We start from the raw sequence: 18,729 nt of genomic DNA on the forward strand, positions 1-18,729 counted from the left end.
CTTCTCGGCACCACTTTCTCTGCCATCCTGTTCTCCATACAGTCAAAAAGTTATCAGACTTCTTGCTGTACGTGAAATCGTGGCAGGGTCACATCTTCACATCCTCATCCCTGCGGCCTCAGTGGCATCATGCCAGCGTCCGAACGGTTTTTCGAGGTGCCCGTTAAACTGGCGCCCCCGAGAAGCCGCAGTCGATACGGTATACAAATGGCCTGGCGTTGTGCGCGGAGCCTCCAATTTGACATTGGCGAAATCAAACGCGCTAGATTGAGGCGTCACCGATGCAACGGCAGGCGCCGGCAAGGCTCCAGTGACCGTATAATCTGGCGTCTGGTCAGCGCTCCTGTTCCTTGATAGCAGGCGGGGCTGCACCAGGTCACTGCGGCCTACGACAGTATTCTCGGAAGCTCGTTGCGCAGATACGCGAGTGAGGCTCGCATCGTGGGCATCTGGGTTGGAACCGCAGTCATCGACGGCGGCGTCGACTACCGTGTAAAGCTCCTGACGCTTCCTCGACTGGCCAAGCGACGCTGGCTCTCCGGTCGAGGTACTAGCATTGGCAGCATCGACTAATTGCGACAGGCTGCCTGCCACACCACGCACTGCCTCCAATAGCTTCGCATCACCACTGGCAAGCGTACCATCCGTCGTCGTATCCAGCGTTTGCTTCAAACTATCGATCGCTTGCTGCAACTCCGCTTCACCGCGCTCAGCCGCGCCGTTCGCCACTGCAACCGAGTCGGTTCGCAAAGCTGGGGCGCCGCCGGCGCCATGCAACGACTGCTGCAGCGTGGCAGCAGAGGGCGAGATCGTGCCGGCGGCGCCGTTGCTACCAGCCCGGCTCACGCCCAAGGCGGATAGAAATTGCACAGTCAGCGGGTTACCACCCTGGGCCAGCAGGTTGGTCGTCCGGGCCATTAGGTGGATATCTTGGACCAGCTCCCGACGCAGGCGGCCGTCCTGCGGCAGCTGCTTCAACAGCTGACAAACCTGTTCCACATGCTTGTTCTGCTCACCATGAGCGAACGCCCGCAGCACATCTTCTTGTCGCCGCTTGCCGAAGGTCTCATTAGGCACGACCGCATTGCGCAATATATCGATTGTCATGCGCATCTGCAGTTGCTGATCTTTTGAGGTGCCCTTTGGGTATACCAACTGGCCGTTGTTTGGATCCACGGCGTCGTGCACTAAGTTCAGCAGGATACGTTCCGCCGGAAGCCGGCCATTGCCGTCCCCTTTTGTCACCTGGGACTGAAACGGCTGGCTGTGCAAATACTCCGGCGTCGGGCGATTTCTCAGCGATCGATCAACAAAGCTCAGGCGCGAAATGTCCAGGCTGGACTGCTTACTTGTTGGGATGGTGAAGTTCGATCGCGCTGTTGTTGACCCAGCCTTGAACTGAACTCCCGAGCCAGAAAAAACCCGTTGGGACATCGCGTCTGCGAACTGTTCATGGCGTTCAACCGTGTGCCCCGCTCCCGCACCTTGACTATCGTCGCGAGGCATGGATCGCACCGCGTCCGAAGCGGACCGCTTCACCGTCACAACTTCCTTGATCTGCCCCGACAGAGCGGAGTGCCTTGACTGGGCCCCTCCGTCGCTTATGCTTGTCGAGCGATGCGTGCTGTAGTCGTAACTGTTGTTATGACTTCCATAAGTGACATTATGACTGTCATGAGTGACATTATGACTGTCATGAGTGACATTATGACTGTCATGAGTGACATTATGACTGTCATAATGAGAGTTGTAGTGGCAATGAATGACCGGCGGCGAAACCGGATCAGTCTGCCCCGGGCCGTTTAGGATGGATTCGTTGGCGGGCGGAGGATCTTGCCTTTGTTCCTTGGGTACGCTATCCATCAGGACATTGCGTAGCAATAGTGGCAGCACGGCCACCGTGTCTAGATCGCGCGCCAGCTTGCCGACGCCAAAGCCTGCCTCTCCGGCCAGATCTGATCTGGCTTGGCGCAGCGCGTCAAAGGCCTGCTTTGCAGCCCGATCCACCAAGTCTTTGACCTGATCCTGCGACAGATTGCATTGCAATTTCTCTGTAACGTAGGCTTGGATGTAGGGTAGCACCTCTTTCGCCATGAAGTGCTCACCCATCTCCAGAAAATTGCTCCCAGTCATCTCCTTGGCAGCAGCAGCCAGCTCTTTCTCCAGTGTTCGTCGTTGTTCATACAGCTTCGCCTTCTCTGGGCTGTACGCGCCGAAACCGGATTTATCTTTCAGGCCATCCTTGAGGATCTTGTTGTTGTATTGCTGCGCCAGACCATCCAAGTTGTCTTTCGCCTCGGGGTACAGCTTAAGCAATTGGCTATACACCTCGGCGAACCGAGCTACTTCCCGTTGCGCATAGCCATTGCGCGAATTATCGAAAAGCTTCGACAACTCGCCCTGCTTGTCCGGCGATGCCGCGAACAACGCCTGCATTGCCTCAGTCTGGAATACATTCTTGAATTGTTCCGGGGATATCACACCGCCTTTAGGCCCCGAGTTTGCGGCGGAAACCGCGTGCGACTGGGTCGCTGCGGGGGCGGGACTTGCAGGCAGCGGAGATACCGCCGTGAGACACAAATGCGGCATAGATTGAGCTCTGAGTAGCTCCCGGCCCAGCCCGTGAACTGGGCGGGCGCTCTGCGCGGACGGCGCGCTGAACGAATAGCTACGCTGCAATACTGAATTTGCTACAACCATGATTCGAATGCCCTATCAACCTTGCAAAAAGGACTTGCATGTTTCCGTGCAAGAGCTAATAGTGCTACTGAGCACCTTGACCAGATTGTCGTATAGCGAGTTGGAATTGCTGTACTTCTGGGTCAGCGTCTGCAGCGTAGTTTTCAGGTTTTCTTCCTGAGCCTTGAAACCGGACTGCCAAGCCTGAAATTTAGCGTTATCCAGCCCTACATTGCCGTCGTTGCCGGCGCTGCCCAAGCCACCCAAGTCGCGCATCATAGTCTCGATCGGCGTCATATCCGCAACGACAGCGTATTTCCCGCTGCCGGCGGGGAACTCCTTGACGCAAGAACGCGGCAAACCCAGTGCATCAGCCCACTCTTCGGCTTTTTCCTTGTTAGCGCCTCGCAGGCTGCCATCGCTGTTCTTGGCTGGAAACAACACTCCGGCCGTGCTTGGCAGTGAGAACTTGTCACGCAATTTTTGCAGTTCGTTCTTGAGCGCGGTGACATTCAGCTTGACCGAGTTGCCATCTTTACCCGGAGTGATCCAGCCACCCATTTTGGACAGAATGTCGCTGAAGGCCTTGTAGAATTCAGTGTACTGGGCAACGACGTTTTCATAGACCCCAAGGTAGTCTTCGCCGATGTTGCCTATATATTCGGCTATCTTTTCCCAAAGCTTCGCGTCGCTGTCGAAACCCGTTTTGCCGACGCTGTCGTTCAACTTGGCCGGGATACCCGGCGGATACTTGGAATGCTCCGCCTTCAGCTTCTGCTGCAGCTGCGTTCGCTGCTCCGGCGTCAACCCAGTGTCGGTCGCCGTCAAACCATGCAGACCGTTGACCAACTGTTGAGTGGCCAACTTGCGCTCGGCGCGATAGTTCGGGTTGGCTTGTTCCCGCTCCGCGCGAGCAGCCTGAACGGAGTCTCCCGGGGAGGTTGCCGCAGTCCGCGACCGCGGCCGGTCCAACAAGGCATCGGGCCGCTTCTTTTCGCCTTGCAACAGCTCGCTTAAGCCATCCGCCTTCTCTCGCACATAGCTCAGCGCGAACAAAGTCGGGCCCGGCGGCGTCGCCGCTTCTGGCACCATGATCTCGGGATCGCCGGAGAATGGTTGCTGCTGAGTTGCAGCGGTATTTGATGGAGTGAACTGCGATCGAATGGTGTTTGAGATGCTAAGCATTACATTTCCTTGACGCGCGCGCTCACGCAGCAACCAGCGTCGGTACAGGAGCCGTCACAGCGCGATGGCGAAAGTGGTTACGCCAGCCCCGCTGGCCTGGCCCGCGGGGCGACGGGAGAATTGCGGATTAAATGCGTCCGGCGCTGGAACCCATTGCATCCATAGCACTTTGCTGCGCCTCCTTCATATTTCTCAACATCTCTTGCTGAAGATTGCGCAGCTCTCGGCCATTTTCATTGGCATCATCCGCCGCCGTACTCGCTACGCGGCTGTTTGCCTGCAGGATCTGCTGATCCGCCCGTTCCAGCGTGGCGTCATAGTCTGCAGAACCACGAACGATGGAGCCAACGGATTGGGCGCTGTTGGAGATCGCGTGACCTTTCGCCTGCATTCGGTCAGCCTTGAGGTTGTTCTGCTGGAACTGCCTAGCCTCCTCGGCATGATCCGCCGGCAGGTCGGATGTCACACTATCCAGCACCGCCTGGTTCTTGGTCGATAGCTGCTTATCGCTTGGACGCAGCTTCACCGCGTCGCTGCCCGCTCCATCCGGCACACCAATACCGCTGTTGCGCGGAGAAGCCGGCAGATTTGCCGGAGCCACGCCATCATTCGATACCCCGGGGGACTTCTTGGGCAATTGGGTCACAGCGTCAACATGGTCCGCACCCATCTTGACCTGGGCTTGGCGGGCCAAACTGCCTTGGGCGCCCTGAAGCTCAGGCGTCAAACCATCCATCTTGGCCTTATTATTGGCAAGCGCGTTGCCCTTAATATTTGCTGACTTCACCTGCATTGCGGTGCCGACGGCGGTCACTGCGGCGGTAAACGCGGCCCCGCTGATTGCGCCAGCCAAGATACTGCCGCCCTCGCGGCGCTGCGAACTGGCCGCCGATTGCACCAGCTCGTCATTCAGCTTGATATTGAATTGACGTAGCTGATTGGCCGACTGGAACAGAGACAGCAGTAGCTCCAGAATCTTTTGAAAGCTCTTGCCGGACCGATGCTCAAGATCCTTGATGCTAAAAGCCAAATCGTCTTGCTGCCTTTCGAGCTGAACGTCTTTATTCCGCTGCGACTGGCTCACCACAGTGGCTTGGGACAGCGCGGTGTTGACAATCTCGCTTAGCTCCCTAGCCACGCTGCCCAAACCTTCCTCACGCAAAGACTGCCGCGTCTGCGCCAGTTCGTCCTGAACAGCCAGCGTCGAACCGTCATAGGCATCCTTCACCGTCAGGTATGCAACCGATTCCGCTTTCTGGACCGAGCTGGCAGCGGGCTCCGTCAACTGCGGAACGCCCATCATCGAGGCGGACGCCACGGCGGCCGCGCCGGCCTTCTGCATGACGGCGCCGACGTCCTTGATATTGATCGACGGTTCGCCGACCCGCGCCTTGCTTTCGCCGCCCTGCAGCTTGCCGTAATCGATGAATCCGGCGGAAATGGAAGAATGATTTACTGTAGCCATGGTGAACACTCCTGATATCAAGCGTGGGTGTGGCGCAGAACAAAACGTCCGGCAACGGCGTCTTCCTGCAGCGCGTTAGACAAGGCCGTATGAAGCTCCTGGGTTAGTTTCTGTTTGTCCGCGTAAGACTCCACCGCTTCCTTGAGCCACTTCTCGATCTGGTCCATGGCCGCGCGCGCCAGATTGAAATCAGCCATGGCCTCGAGCGCGTTTTTCGTGAACACGCCTTGCGCCACGTTGCCACCCATCTGCGTGGCCGTCTGGGTCGCCTGGCCGCCGATCGCCACTTTGTTGAGCGTATTTGAAATCATTTCCTTCCCCAGCGCATCTGAGCGCAGACCGATCTTGCTGCCGACATTGCCCAGCGCGTTGGTCAGGCGCTGCGCGCCCTGGCTCAACAGCTTGCTGCCGCCTTTGGCCACTTCCTTGAGCACACTTGGCACAATCTTCTTGATGGCGTCGCCCAGTAGCTTGCTCAGCGCGCCGCCCATCTTGGCTGCCGCCCCCTTACCAACCACGGCGACAACCACCATCACTGCGACCATGGCCACGGCTGCCAACACTGCGCCGACAATGGAACCCACCAACTCAGCGGCTTTTTTGTCCACCCCCGCCGCCTCCAAGGCCTTGGTGATGGCTTTGCTGATCAATTCCATCAAAGGTTTGAGCACGTGCTCCATCAGCGGCTTCAACGCCTCCTGGATGAAGGACATCCCAGTAGTGGCTTTGACGATCTCGTCCGCCACCATCAATGCAACCCCCACCGCGGCGAGCGCCAGGCTAGCACCGCCGGTGAACGCCGCGGCCACGACACTGACGACGGTCAGCAGCGCACCAAGAATCTTGCCAATGCACCCCATGATGCGATTGAGCTCTTCCGCCTTGCGTACTTCTTCCTTGTACTCGGCGGACTTCTTTTCCATTTCCTTCTGGCGGCTTTCCTGCAAAGCCTGGAACGTCGCCAGATCGCTCTTCAGGCTTTCTTCGCTGTTCTTGCTCACTAACTCCATGAACATGGCCATCATCTTGGTCAGCTTAGCGGTGTTGGAGAGGTTATCCAGCTCGCCTTTTTGAACAGTCTCATTCTTGACTCCCAGACCCTGGGCCTGACTCAGCAGCTTGTCTGCGCTCTGAGCCTTGGCGGCAGCCCGCTCATGCGCTTGCATGGACTCGGCTTCGGCCTGATCGACCGCCTGCCGAGTTTGGTTGACTTCGTCTTGAGCCTGATTGCGCTCCGCCAGCGCCTGGGCGTAACCACGGTCGTCGGTAGGCATGCCATCCAGCTTAGCTTGCGTCTGGGCAAGTTTCTGCTTCGCCGCGTCCAGCGCGTCTCTGGCGCCGTTCAGATTGCCCAGCGCGGACTGGTAGCCTTCGGTAGCGCGCTCAGCTTCTCGCAGCGCCGTTTGCAACTCCTGGGACAATTGCTCGCCCATGGCTTTTTGCGCTTCCATCATCGCGCGCCAAGTGGCCAAGCGACTCTCCAACTGCGATTGCGACACGTCGCCCAACAGTTCGATCAACTGCCCAAGCAGCAAGGCCAGCTTGCCGGAACCGTTCAGCTCCTCCTGTGCCTTGTCGGTGGGTTGCGTCAACTGCGGCGTGATCAGGTCGCTTCGCGGCTTGGCCGATCCCGCGTCTTCGCTGACGCGCATCGTGAACAGCGCCTGCGCGGACTTCTGCGCTGCATTAACGAACTTTTCGCTCGCCTGCGTGCTGCCCGCCAATACTTTTGCCAGTTCGGCGCCGCCAAGATCGAAGCCCTGACCGACAGTCGTAGCTCTCATGTTTGCTCCTTTTCCTGCTGACGGGATTGCTCGCCCTTCGCCTCTTCCAAACCATCCAGATACGCTTGGGCCTTAGCGCGCAGCGCTTCGTCGGCGCTTTGCTCGCACACCAGCTCGAAACACTGCCTAGCCTTGGACGCCTTGCGCATGAACAGCTGGCACTGCCCGGTGAAAAACACCGGCCGGTAGTCGCCCTTACTCAGGGCGAAGGCCACCGCGTACAAGTCGCAGGCCTTCTGGAACTGTTTCTTGAGCTGGCAAACTGCGGCCAGTCCAATAATGTAGTCGGGGTTGTAGAAGTCGTAGATGCAGAGGAAGCGGAAAAAGGTTTCCGCCTCGTCGAGCCTTCCCTTGTTGTAAAAATCATAAGCGTGAGCATACAGACCTTCCATCATGTCGCGCGGAATGCCATGCACGTCCTTCAGAGTTGCCCCCGAACTCACGGCCTCCCAGACAATCTCCGCTATACGCTCGTCGCTGACATTGCCTTCGGTTTGCATCAAATATCTCCTCGTTGCTGCCACCAACCCTCGTCACTATCACCAACCCTCGTCGCTATCACCAACCCGACAGAGCTGGCCAGGAACGGTGGGGAACCACCGTCTTTGCCATTGAACCCGGTTGGCGGGGTTGAAACATTCAGGAATCGCTCATTCGGCGAAAGAAAAGATCAGTCAGGGGGCTTATTCGGACGACTCGGGCTGCGCCGTTTCGACAACGCCCGCGTTCTCGACCTGCTCCAGCCACACCAAGAGCCGCAGCACTTCGTCGAGTTCGTCCAGGCTGACGAAGTCGTAGCGCCGATGACTGGCGAAAATACGCCGCGCCAGCCTCACGTCGGTCACGACGGGCACCCCAACCTTCTCGGCATAAGCGCGCACCGCGAGCGCGCGCTGATTGGTCTCCAGCACTGATATCAAGACAATCGACGACAGCTCCGGCTTGAAGAAGATACCTACAGCAATATGCGTGGGATTGGCGATGATTAGGCGCGAGTTCTTCACATCCGATTTCACCTGCTCGGACAGAATCTCCATGTGTACCTGGCGCCGGCGCGACTTGATCTCGGGATTGCCGTCCTGCTCCTTCATCTCTCGCTTGACCTCCTGCATGTCCATCTTCATGTCCTTCATGAACAGGAGGTATTCGGCGACGGCGTCCAGAATCAGCACCGTCACGATGCAGACCAGATACAGCAGCACCATCGACAGCAGCAGCTCGCGCCACACCATCGCCATGTCCGCCGGGCTTCCATTGACCTGGGAAAACAGTAGAACTTTGTGCTTGTGCCAAACCACCATGACCGCCGCGACGAAGCCCATCAGATAAAGCAGCGCCTTCACCGCCTCCTTCACCGTCCGCAGGCTGAACAGCTTCTTGAAACCGTTTACCGGATTGAGCACGGATAGGTCGAACTTCAACGCCTCGCTGGCCAGCACAAATCCTGTCTGCAGCAGCGTGGGCAGCGCAGACGCCGCCACGCACAGCAGCAAGATGGGCAACAACAGTTTGAGACCCAACCAGAACACCGCCTGCGCGTACCCTCGCATGTCCTGCCGAAAGCCATCGTCCAGCGCCTGGCGGAACGCCCCCATCAGTTCCACTAAGGAACCGAAGGACGCCAAGTAGGCAACGCCGCACAACGTGAGGCAAGCCACGATCAGATCGCGGCTCTTGAACGATTGCCCTTTCTTGGCCGCGTCTTGCAAGCGTTTGCGCGTGGGCTTCTCGGTCTTGTTCGCCATGTCAGCGTCCCTCGCCATGCAGCCAAGCCGGCAACGCCGAGGCGGGGATTGCCAACTGCGCCACCCGATCCGGCATCACAGGGCGGAAATAGATCAATATGATCAACAGTGCGATGGCGCTCTTCACCGTCAGCGACACCGAGAAAGCATTCATCTGTTGTGCGAAGCGCGACAACAACCCCAAAACCACCTCAGACAACAGCAATGCGGCGACCACCGGACTGGCCAGAACCAGCGCCTGCGCGATGATCTGATTGATCAATCCCAGCAGCGGCGGCAAGGCCAGCGCGCAAGCGCCCAGCGGATCGCACAACTGGTAGCTCTGCGACATCACGTCTAGCATCAGCGTCATGCCGCCGCCTTGCAGGTAGACGGCGGCGGCGAACAGGTTGAACAGATTGGCCAGTTCCGAGGTGTCGACGCCGTTGGCAGGGTCTATGCTGCTGCTCAGCGTGGCGCCGCGCTGGTTGTCGATGATGCTGCCCAGCGCGTGGAACACCCAGAACGGCCAGACCAGCAAGCAGGCCAGCAGCACGCCGACGCCGACCTCGCGCACGATCATGAGCAGGAACGGCAACGTCTGAAATGACGGCAGCGAATCGACCTGATGCGGCCACAGCCCCAAGGCCACCACCATCGTCACCGACGTGCGCACTACGCCATTCAAGACATTGCTGTTTAGGAACGGCAGAATGAAGAACACTGGCGCCATCCGAGCAAAGCCTAGCGAGGCGACGGCAACCCAGCCGTGGATCTCGAAGAACAGCCCGAATGCCATCGCGCGTCAACCTTTGGCCAGAGCCAGCCGCATCACCTCGCGACCGAAATTGAGCAGGGTCTCGCCATACCAGCCGGACAACAGGAACAGACATAGGCTGACACCGAACAGTTTGATGCCGAAGGGCAGCGTCTGCTCCTGCAGCTGGGTGACCGTCTGGAACAGGCCGATCATCAGGCCGATAGCGGTGGCGACTATGATGGGCCAAGCGGATAGCAACAGCACCAGGTGCAGCGCCTTGTTGCCGGCAAATACCAGATCATTCATTCAACTCTCTCCCCGGATCACTTCGCCAGGTCCAAGTATTGCAACACCAGCCCCTTGGACAACAGCGTCCAGCCATCCAGCGCCACGAATAGCACCAGCTTGATCGGCACTGAAATGGTCACCGGACTCATCATCATCATCCCCAATGCCAGCAGAACACTGGAAATCACCAGATCCACCACCACGAAAGGCAGATAGAGGTAGAAACCGATCTTGAACGCGCTTTGGATCTCGCTCAGCGCATAGGCAGGCAGCAAGGCGAAGATGGATGGCTTTTCATCTGCGGCGGCCGGCGCGGCCGCGACGCCGGTCTCGCGATCGGCCCGTTCGGCCTGCGCCTTCTCGAAAAAGCTGACCAGCTCCGGGTCCGAATATTTACGCAGGTAGTCTCGATAGCCGTTCAAGCCGTTATCGACGAAGTTGCTTAGCGCGGACACGCTGGTGAAGCTGACCTGCTCCTCCTGGTAGTAGCTGTACGCATCCTTGGCGACCGGCAGCATCACGAACATGGAAAGCATCAGCGCGATGCCATTCAGCGTCATGTTCGACGGTACCTGCTGCAGACCCAGCGCATTGCGCACCATCACGAACACGATGGAAAACTTGACGAAGCAAGTTCCCGACGCGATCAAAAACGGCAACAGCGTGGAGAATGCCAGCAGAGAGATCAGCGAGATATCATTCGACATCGCCGGCCCCGCCCAGCCATTCGGTAACTTCCACCCCCAGCTGGCCATCCAGCTGCACCAATTCGCCGCGGCCGATGAGCGCGCCGTTGGCTCGTACCTCTACCTGCCTTTCCGCATCCACCGACAGCGGCAGAAGTTGTCCGCGGCACATGTCCTGCAATGCGCCAAGCGTCAAGCGGTCGCGGTACAGCACGAACTCCAGCCTCACCGGCAATTGCCCCATTTCCTGCACGGCCGTGGTTTCATCTTGCATGTCCTCCATATCCTGCTGCTCCTGCCACTCCATGGCGATATCCTCTCCAACGATCTGATAGAAACCCAGTGTCCTGTCATGGCAACGCACTTCCTGCGCCAGTTTGCGGATCAGCAGCACATCGCCGCGCCCGACTCGATCCAGCAAGGCTAGGCGAACCCAGCTGTCGCCGATGACGAAACGCAGCGACCAGCTCAAACCGGACAAGGGCGGCGTGGCGGCGGCCTTCGCTTCCGGCAAACGCTCCAGCCAAACCGGCCCGCCCGACGTCATCACCCTCAGCAAGGGCCGCTGCGGCAGAGCATCGGCCGCAGTCGGCTCGCCCAGCCGCAGCCGCTGATAAGCCAGTTCCGGCATCGGCAGTTCCAGCGGATGTTCGACAGCGTCAAGCCATTGCGCCACCAGCGCGTCAACGCCAGAGGACACCGCCAGCTCAGCCAGTTGCGGCACTGCGTGAGCCAACCAGTCCCTCGGCCTCAGCCATCCTTGCCAACACCCGCGCGCATCGGCCAGCTGTAGCCAGACGCCGTTGCGCGGCGGCATTTCCAACTCGGCGTCCCAGCCCAGCCGCCGCCAGGCGGCGGCGCTGCGGACCAGCGCACGCTCCACTGCGTCTACCCGCCTCAATCCCAGCATCAGGCCTCATCCTCCTCTTGCTGCTCCGGCCGCCGCTGCTCGCCGCCATCGCCGCCATCACGCGCCAGCTGCCATTGCTGCGGATTGCCGGACTGCCACTGCTCGCTTAGCCGTTGCGCCACCAAAGCATCTGAAGGCTGTAGCAACAAGACGCCGTTCGCCGGCGCATGCACGGTTACCGCGTGTTCGCCTCCCCAGCGCGAAAAACGGTAGGTCAGGGCGCTCTGTGGCACATCGACAGCTGGTGCGCTCTCGCTGCGAGCATGGCGCGGCATTCCGGGCGCCGCTTCTTGGCATGCCTGGGGCGATGGGGATGGCGCTATACGGGAAGATGAAGCGGATTGGGCGGGGCCTCCCTGGGGCGGGAGCGCGTCGGAGCGCGGCTTGCGCTTGGCAGAATGTGGCAGGGCAGATTCCGACGGTGCGGGGGCGGCTTGCTCCGGCGCGGCGGCGATCTGCCCGGCAGGAAGCGCCTGCCCCCCGTCGACCGCGGCCATGGACGCCGCAACTACCCCCGCGGCCTCCGGCAACGCCGCAGGATGCTTCGCATCCCGCGCGCCGGGTTTGGCGGCCGTCTTGCCACCGACAAGCTCCGCCAGCGGCCAAGCGCTCCGGGAGTGCGGCGCCGCGCCGCCATCCTGCGGCAAGGCCGTCATTGTGAACGACTGACTGCGCCCCTCCGGCTTGACCGCTGCGGCCACCTGGCCCAATTGATTTTGGCGCAACGCCGCCAAGGCCGGCGGAAGCGGCGGTAGCCAGGGCCGCGCCTCGGCGGCAGATTCGCGATCGCGCTCCTCCTCTTTCCGCGGCTGCGGCTCCCGCCGCGCCAGTTCGCGGGACAGGCGATCCATCGGGCCGTCCGTATCGTCCGGCGACGCTATCGCGCCGTCTCCCGGCAAGGCAATGGGGGTCATGGTTTCCATCGTATATTTTCCTCTTGTTCGGCCTCGTCGTCGCGCAGACGCACCAAGCGCACCTGCTTGCGTAGCCGCGCAGCCCAGTATTGATATTTGTCCTCTTTGCGCTGCCAAGTGCGCCGCTCGTCCTGCCGTTCCAACCTGCGCTCGGCCAGCGCTTGGCGCCGCTCGCTCAATTGCTCGGCCTGCAACCCTAGGTTCTGCAACTGATGCCGCAACACCGCCTGCTTGCGCAACAGCGCAAGCAGCTGGCCGCGCTCCAGCACGGTGCCAGCCGCGCGCAGCGTTTCCATCAGCTGGCACAAGCCCTGCGCCTGGACGGCCAGCGCATCCTCTTCGTGGCGCAAGCCTTTGTCTTCTCGCGCCAGTTGCGACATCTGCGCCTCGCAACGGCGTTGCGACGCTTCGCTGCGGCGTTGCAGAGCGCGTAGCTTAGGCAAAAAGCGCATGCATTCCCTTCAGCGTTTCGAGGAACGGCGAGCTTTCGTCCACCGGCTGGCGCAGCCAGCGCTGCAACGGCTCCCGCGCCTGCATCACCCTGTCGTTGTCGGCGTTCTCGCCCGGCCGGTACTCGCCCAGATCGACGAACACTTGCAGCTCGTCCAGTCGCCCCATCTGCGCGCGCACGCCAGCGGCGAGGCGCTGATGGCTGGGCTCGGTCACTTGGCCGGCAACGCGGCTGGAACTTTTCAGCACGTCTATTGCCGGATAGTGGCCTTGGCCTGCCAGCTTGTGGCTTAGATAGATGTGGCCGTCCAGAATGGAGCGGATTTCATCCGCCATCGGGTCCGGCTCGTCGTCGCCTTCAAGCAATACGGTATAGAACGCTGTGATGCTGCCGCTGCTGGTGGCACCGGGGCGCTCCAGCAATCGCGGCAGGCTATCGAATACCGACGCCGGGTAGCCGCGCCGCGCTGGCGGCTCTCCCGCCGCCAGCGCCACGTCGCGCAGAGCGCGCGCGTAGCGGGTCATGGAGTCGACGAACAGCACCACGCGCTTGGCCTGGTCGCGAAAGTACTCGGCGACCGTGGTGGCCAGCAGCGCCGCGTTGCAGCGGTCCACCGAGGCGACGTCAGATGTGGCGAACACCAGCACGCAGCGTTCGCGCTTAGGCGAGCCACGCAGCGCTTCGACGAATTCGGTCACCTCCCGGCCCCGCTCGCCGATCAGACCGATGACGAAAACGTCGGCCTCCGCCTGATCGATCAACATATGCATCAGCATGGTCTTGCCACAGCCCGCGGAGGCGAAGATGCCGACACGCTGGCCGACGCCGCAGGTAAGCAGCCCGTCGATGGCCCGCACGCCGGTGACCAACGGCTCGCGCACGCCGACGCGGTTCGAATACGGCGGGGGCGCCGCATCCACAGCGCGCTCCTCTCCGCCCACCGCCATGGAGGGCGCCAGCCGCTCGACAATCTGTCCGGTCGGACCCAGCACCGCGCCCAGCGCTTCTTCGCCTATCCATGCAGAAAGCGCGCGTCCGGTCGGCTGCAGCACTGCTTCGCGGGTGAGGCCTCGCGCGCTGCCTATCAAGCTGAGCACCGCGCGCTCATGGTTCAGGCCTACCACCTGGGCCCGCGCCATCACCTCGCCATCCCGCCAATTGCGGCGGATTTCGCATAGCTCTCCGATGGCCACCCCAGGCAAAGCCGCTTCCAGGATCGGTCCCGACAGGCGTTGCGGATAGGCCAGACGACGCAACAGACGCGGCGGCTTCATCGCAGCAGCAACCCGCTGAAACGTTCCAGGCTAGCGAAAAAACCGTTCAGCGCCTCGGAAAAGCGGAGGCCATCGCCAAGATAATCTGGATGAACCAAACCCTTGAGCGCCAACGAGCCATGCTGAACCGCCAATTGCAGCTGGCCGCCACGCGCGAAGTCGCAACTGTCCATCAAAGCCTGCAGCAGTGTGCCGCCGCGCTGGGCGATCATCGCTTCGCCATGTTCGCCGATGAGCGACCACAACCACACATCCTCGCCTTGGGCGCTGATATAGATGCTGGGCAGGTCATGCAGGTCCAGCGCGATGGTGGAATGGTTGTCCAATGCGCCGACCAAGGTCGGGTCACAACCGCTCGCCTCCAGAGCGGCGCGGGCGAGTTGGGCGATCTCCAGTGCGTACATGAGCTAAGTCCTCTAAAGCTTAAATGGTTTTAATCACGTTAATCGACACGCTGTCGGCAATCTCGCCGAAAGACATGACTTCCAATTCGCGGAAGCGGGTCTCGACTAGTTTCTTGATGAAGCGGCGCACGTCGACCGACGTCAGCAGCACCATGTCTTTATGTGCGATATTGAGTCCGTCCAATCCGAGCGCGAACAGGTCCATCAGCTCGTCTGAGGCCGCAGGCTCCAGATTGAGGAAGGAGCCGCTCGAGGTCTGGCGAATGCCCTTGCGAACCATGTCCTCCGCTTCCGCCGACAGCATCACCGCGCGCAACTCGCCGCCGTGGGCGAACTTGTGGCAGATGTAACGCGCCAGCGAGCCACGCACGTGCTCGACCAGATTGATCACGTCCTTCTCCCGCGGCGCCCACAGCGCCAGCGCTTCCATGATCAATTTCATGTTGCGCACCGAGATGCGCTCTGCCAACAGGCGCTGCAACACCTCCGCAACGCGCTGCACCGTGGCATGGCGCAGCACCTCCTTGAGCAGGTCCGGGTATTTGGTTTCCAATTGGTCCAGCATGTGCTTGGCTTCCTGCACGCCGAAATATTCATTGACGTGGCGAGCCAGCAGCGCCGCCAAGGCGTGATAGAGCTCGTCCAGCGCTAGACGCAACTGGTACCCCAGCTTCGCCAGCTTTTCGCCGTCCGCCGGGCTCACCCAGGCGCACTGGCTGCCGCCCTGGACGCAGAAGACGGGCTGCACGCCAAGCGCGGCGGCCTCGTCGGAATAGTTGATCACACGCACCAGATCGAAATGCAGCTCGAACTCGTCGACCCGAATCTCATTGATCAACAGCGCTGCCTTGTTGTCGGCCATCGCCTCGCCGTCGCGCAGCAACATATCTGGCAAACGCACACCGTAATCGATGAAGAACTGGCTGCGCAAACGCTCGGCCAACTGCGACTGCTCCAACGCGGCGCGACGTACCTTGGGCACCAGCAGAATCAGCGGCACGGTTTCCGCCGCCACTTTGTCCAGGTTGCCGATCAATCCCAGAGAGCTATCGTTACCGCCCGCCGCCGCTGAAACGCACGACATGCCCGGACCGCTTGGCTGCACCCCGCCGCCCGCCTCCCGCTCGGCTTTGCGGTGCTTGTAGTAGAACAGCCCTCCCAGCACCGCAGCCAACAGCAAGAACACCTGCAGCGGAAAACCAGGCAGCATGCCTATCACCAAGGCCAACACTGCCGTCACCGCCAGCACGAACGGATTGCCCAGCAACTGGCTCATGATGTTGCGGCCCATGTTGTCGCTGTCGCCGTTGACGCGGGTAACGATGAAGCCGGCGCTGATGGCGATCAGGAGCGCGGGTATCTGAGCGACTAGGCCGTCGCCGATGGTCAGCATGGTATAGGTGGACAGCGCGGAGGACAGGTCCATGCCGTGCTGAGTCATCCCTACCGCGATGCCGCCAATGAAGTTGACGAAGATGATGATGATGCCGGCGATAGCGTCGCCCTTGATGAACTTCATTGCGCCGTCGAAGGAGCCGTAAAGCTGGCTCTCGCGTTCCAGCACGCTGCGGCGCTCTTTCGCGCCCTCAGCATCGACGATGCCGGCCTTGAGGTCGGCGTCGATGCTCATCTGCTTGCCGGGCATGCCGTCCAGCGAAAAACGCGCCGCCACTTCGGCCACGCGCTCCGAACCCTTGGTGATGACGATGAATTGCACGACGGTGACAATGGAAAACACCACAAAACCCACCGCCAGGCTGTCACCGATGACGAACTGGCCGAAGGTGGCTATGATGTCGCCGGCGTCCGCTTCAATCAGAATCAGACGACTGGTGCTAATCGACAGCGCCAGCCTGAACAGCGTGGTGATCAGCAACACAGATGGAAAAGTGGAAAAGCTGAGAATGCGGTCAATATAGAACGATCCCATAAAGACCAACACTGCCAATACGATGTTGAGACCGATCAGGAAGTCCACCAGATAGGTGGGCAGCGGGATGATCAACATCGCGATGATCATCACCATCAGCAGCAGAATCAGCAGTTCCGGACGCGATCTCGCGCCATTGAGCAAGGAGTTAAACACCCGGGCATCCCAAATTTTCGATCAAACTGTCATCGGCAGGCATCCTCGGAAAGCAACCCTCTCCGTAAACGCACCGAAACGAGTGTCCAACAGCGGCGCGATCGAATCCTGACGCAAATCTGATTAGCAGCCGAGAAATCCCCGCCATCGGCGCAGCGAATGCGTAGATCCTATGTAGCGTGAGAGTCGTCAAGGCCCGAGTCGTAAGATTGACGGGCCAAGACTTGCTCGATGGAGGGCATCATGGACGCAAATCACATTACCGGACCCTATAGTGGGGACATCATTCTGGCGGTGTCGCTCGAACTGTCCGCCGCCCAGTGGAAGGTCGCGCTTCACGACGGACAAAGGGAGAAGCCAGCGGTTCATTCGGTCAGCGCGCCCGAGGCCGATATGCGACTGCAGGCCGTTCTGGATCTGATTGAGCTACACAAACAGAAGTGGTCGCTGCCCTCGCACGTGCGCGTGGTTGTCAACTATGAAGCCGGGCAGGATGGATTCTGGATTCTGCGGGCGCTGTCCTCCCGTGGCATCGACTGTTATATGGTCGATGCCGCGAGCATTCCGGTGGAGCGCCACAAACGGCGTGCAAAGACAGACAGGCTTGATGCCATCAGGCTGGTCATCAATCTGCGCGCCTGGCTGCATGGCGAACGCGACCGTATGCGCGTGGTGCGCGCGCCCTCCGCGCAGGACGAAGCGTTACGTCATCTGATGCGCGATCGCGGACAGTTGCACAAGGAAGTGCTGCAGCACCGCGAGCGCATGCGCAAGCTACTCGTCACGCTGGGTTGCTGGGACGAAGTCGACCACCGGTCCTTCGCGAGGCGACTCGCAGCCGGGCAACTGAGCTGTCACGACGGCACACCATTGCCGGATGAGTTGCGCGAACGGCTGCAGCGCGAGACCGCACGCCTCGAGCTTGCCGAACAGCAGCTCGCCGCGCTTGAGCGCACACTCCAGAAGCGTCTGCCCACGCCCGTGCGGGAGCGGATCACTTACCTCAGGCGCCTCAGGGGCGTTGGTCATATCGGCGCGTCGCGCCTCATGCTCGAACTGTTCTGGCGCCAGTTCAGCAACCGTCGCCAGCTCGGTGCATGTGTGGGCCTGGTGCCGCAGCCATACGACAGCGGCCAGAGCCAGATCGATCAGGGCATCAGCAAGCAGGGAAACCGACGGGTACGTACCCAACTCGTCGAGATGGCCTGGTGCTGGCTGCGATACCAGCCCGGCAGTGCGCTGGCGCGATGGTTCAACGAGCGCACGCAAGGCACGGGACCCAGCCTGTGAGGGGACGCGGACTCCTTGGTTGGTAAGGATATTCGTGCGATTGCCCCGCCAGCTCTCAACTCACTTTGCGATTGTTGACTCGACGATACCTATAGCAAGCTAAATACTCGTGAAGCAATTGACGACTCCGATCACGGGCTTGCGCACCTGCACTGGATATCGACACTTGTGTCAAGATCCCGGTCGGATCCGTCTCTTGAGTTGAATATTGTCTGGAGAAACAGAAATATGCCGTCTCTCAAAACCCTTACGCTCGTCACAATGCTGGCCGCAGCAGCCATGCTAGCCGGTTGTGTAATGCTGCCGATTTGATCGCAGGCAGCGGCGGGCACCCAGAGGCCCCTCACGCCAAGGATTTTCCGGAAGTGCTTCTCAGCTTTCAGGATGCCTGCTGCCGCCCAGCGCACTGCCATGTCGGCATCGCGATAACGCTTCACGTGCCGCGCGACACGGCGCACCGTGCCGTTCCGGTTCACGATGAGGTTGGTCGTTGATAGGCCACGCATGAGCGTCCGGCCCGGCTCGTTCACCGTGAACGTCTCCTCCAGCCCTTCGCGCAACGTCGCCGTGGCAGGGCCGGGTGGTCGAGGACGTTGCGCAGCTTGTGCGTGCGGCAGCGCTGCACGTGGTTGCGCTCGCCGAAGAACTCCTCGATCGCAGAACGCGATGCCTTGGAGTAGTCGATCGCGAACAAGTATTCCAGGTCCGTGGACAAGCCGCGACTGATCAACCCGCGCAACTGAGGTCAGACGGAATTCGTGGAGGCCAACGGGTTAAGCAGCGATCTGATTCAGATAGAAACGCTGCGTGAACGCGACAGGCGATTGGT

General features: G+C 60.5%; 15 protein-coding genes and 2 pseudogenes. 1 reads left to right on the forward strand and 16 read right to left on the reverse strand.

The features are described from left to right. Positions 1-96: 96 nt before the first annotated feature. The 15 genes from ACPUER_RS32825 to ACPUER_RS32895 form a co-directional block, all read right to left on the reverse strand. Positions 97-2,700 (reverse strand): hypothetical protein, encoded by a 2,604-nt coding sequence (locus tag ACPUER_RS32825; protein ID WP_425133117.1) that lies wholly within the window; start codon positions 2,698-2,700, stop codon positions 97-99. Positions 2,701-2,715: 15 nt separating this feature from the next. Further along, positions 2,716-3,864, reverse strand: coding sequence for a type III secretion system needle tip protein SctA (gene sctA / locus ACPUER_RS32830; protein WP_425133118.1), 1,149 nt, complete (start codon positions 3,862-3,864; stop codon positions 2,716-2,718). 127 nt (positions 3,865-3,991) lie between these two features. Further along, entirely contained in the window at positions 3,992-5,329 is a 1,338-nt protein-coding gene (locus tag ACPUER_RS32835) for an IpaC/SipC family type III secretion system effector (protein ID WP_425133119.1), read from the reverse strand. Between the two features lie 17 nt (positions 5,330-5,346). After that, complete coding sequence (gene sctE, locus ACPUER_RS32840; RefSeq protein ID WP_425133120.1) at positions 5,347-7,113, reverse strand: type III secretion system translocon subunit SctE; 1,767 nt, start codon at positions 7,111-7,113, stop codon at positions 5,347-5,349. After that, a complete protein-coding gene (sicA, locus tag ACPUER_RS32845; RefSeq protein ID WP_425133121.1) occupies positions 7,110-7,613 on the reverse strand; it encodes a type III secretion system translocator chaperone SicA in 504 nt (167 codons plus the stop codon). The genes sctE and sicA overlap by 4 nt, the downstream gene beginning before the upstream one ends. A gap of 183 nt (positions 7,614-7,796) precedes the next feature. Continuing rightward, positions 7,797-8,858, reverse strand: a complete 1,062-nt coding sequence (locus tag ACPUER_RS32850; protein WP_425133122.1) for an EscU/YscU/HrcU family type III secretion system export apparatus switch protein — start codon at positions 8,856-8,858, stop codon at positions 7,797-7,799. Between the two features lies 1 nt (position 8,859). Then, on the reverse strand, positions 8,860-9,636 hold the full coding sequence (gene sctT / locus ACPUER_RS32855) for a type III secretion system export apparatus subunit SctT (protein ID WP_425133123.1): 777 nt from the start codon (positions 9,634-9,636) through the stop codon (positions 8,860-8,862). A 6-nt stretch (positions 9,637-9,642) separates the two neighbouring features. Next, positions 9,643-9,903, reverse strand: a complete 261-nt coding sequence (locus ACPUER_RS32860; protein ID WP_425133124.1) for an EscS/YscS/HrcS family type III secretion system export apparatus protein — start codon at positions 9,901-9,903, stop codon at positions 9,643-9,645. Between the two features lie 17 nt (positions 9,904-9,920). Beyond that, complete coding sequence (locus ACPUER_RS32865; RefSeq protein WP_425133125.1) at positions 9,921-10,592, reverse strand: EscR/YscR/HrcR family type III secretion system export apparatus protein; 672 nt, start codon at positions 10,590-10,592, stop codon at positions 9,921-9,923. Further along, positions 10,582-11,481: a YscQ/HrcQ family type III secretion apparatus protein gene (locus ACPUER_RS32870; RefSeq protein WP_425133126.1), complete on the reverse strand. Its 900-nt coding sequence runs from the start codon at positions 11,479-11,481 to the stop codon at positions 10,582-10,584. Before ACPUER_RS32870 ends, ACPUER_RS32865 begins: the two co-directional genes overlap by 11 nt. Continuing rightward, positions 11,481-12,404, reverse strand: coding sequence for a type III secretion system needle length determinant, SpaN/EivJ family (locus ACPUER_RS32875; RefSeq protein WP_425133127.1), 924 nt, complete (start codon positions 12,402-12,404; stop codon positions 11,481-11,483). Before ACPUER_RS32875 ends, ACPUER_RS32870 begins: the two co-directional genes overlap by 1 nt. Beyond that, complete coding sequence (locus ACPUER_RS32880; protein WP_425133128.1) at positions 12,392-12,847, reverse strand: hypothetical protein; 456 nt, start codon at positions 12,845-12,847, stop codon at positions 12,392-12,394. Before ACPUER_RS32880 ends, ACPUER_RS32875 begins: the two co-directional genes overlap by 13 nt. Beyond that, positions 12,831-14,120, reverse strand: coding sequence for a type III secretion system ATPase SctN (gene sctN, locus ACPUER_RS32885; RefSeq protein WP_425133129.1), 1,290 nt, complete (start codon positions 14,118-14,120; stop codon positions 12,831-12,833). Before sctN ends, ACPUER_RS32880 begins: the two co-directional genes overlap by 17 nt. Beyond that, on the reverse strand, positions 14,117-14,524 hold the full coding sequence (spaK, locus tag ACPUER_RS32890; protein ID WP_425133130.1) for an SPI-1 type III secretion system chaperone SpaK: 408 nt from the start codon (positions 14,522-14,524) through the stop codon (positions 14,117-14,119). The genes sctN and spaK overlap by 4 nt, the downstream gene beginning before the upstream one ends. Before the next feature lie 19 nt (positions 14,525-14,543). Further along, on the reverse strand, positions 14,544-16,610 hold the full coding sequence (locus ACPUER_RS32895; RefSeq protein WP_425133131.1) for an EscV/YscV/HrcV family type III secretion system export apparatus protein: 2,067 nt from the start codon (positions 16,608-16,610) through the stop codon (positions 14,544-14,546). A 243-nt stretch (positions 16,611-16,853) separates the two neighbouring features. Between ACPUER_RS32895 and ACPUER_RS32900 the strand changes: the two are divergent. Then, positions 16,854-17,894 (forward strand): annotated as a pseudogene (locus tag ACPUER_RS32900) (IS110 family transposase); the annotation flags it as partial. A gap of 323 nt (positions 17,895-18,217) precedes the next feature. Here ACPUER_RS32900 and ACPUER_RS32905 read toward each other — a convergent pair. Continuing rightward, positions 18,218-18,639, reverse strand: a pseudogene (locus ACPUER_RS32905) (IS256 family transposase); the annotation flags it as partial. Positions 18,640-18,729 lie beyond the last annotated feature (90 nt).

Source organism: Burkholderia sp. DN3021 (assembly GCF_049805555.1).
Classification (GTDB): domain Bacteria; phylum Pseudomonadota; class Gammaproteobacteria; order Burkholderiales; family Burkholderiaceae; genus Burkholderia; species Burkholderia pyrrocinia_C.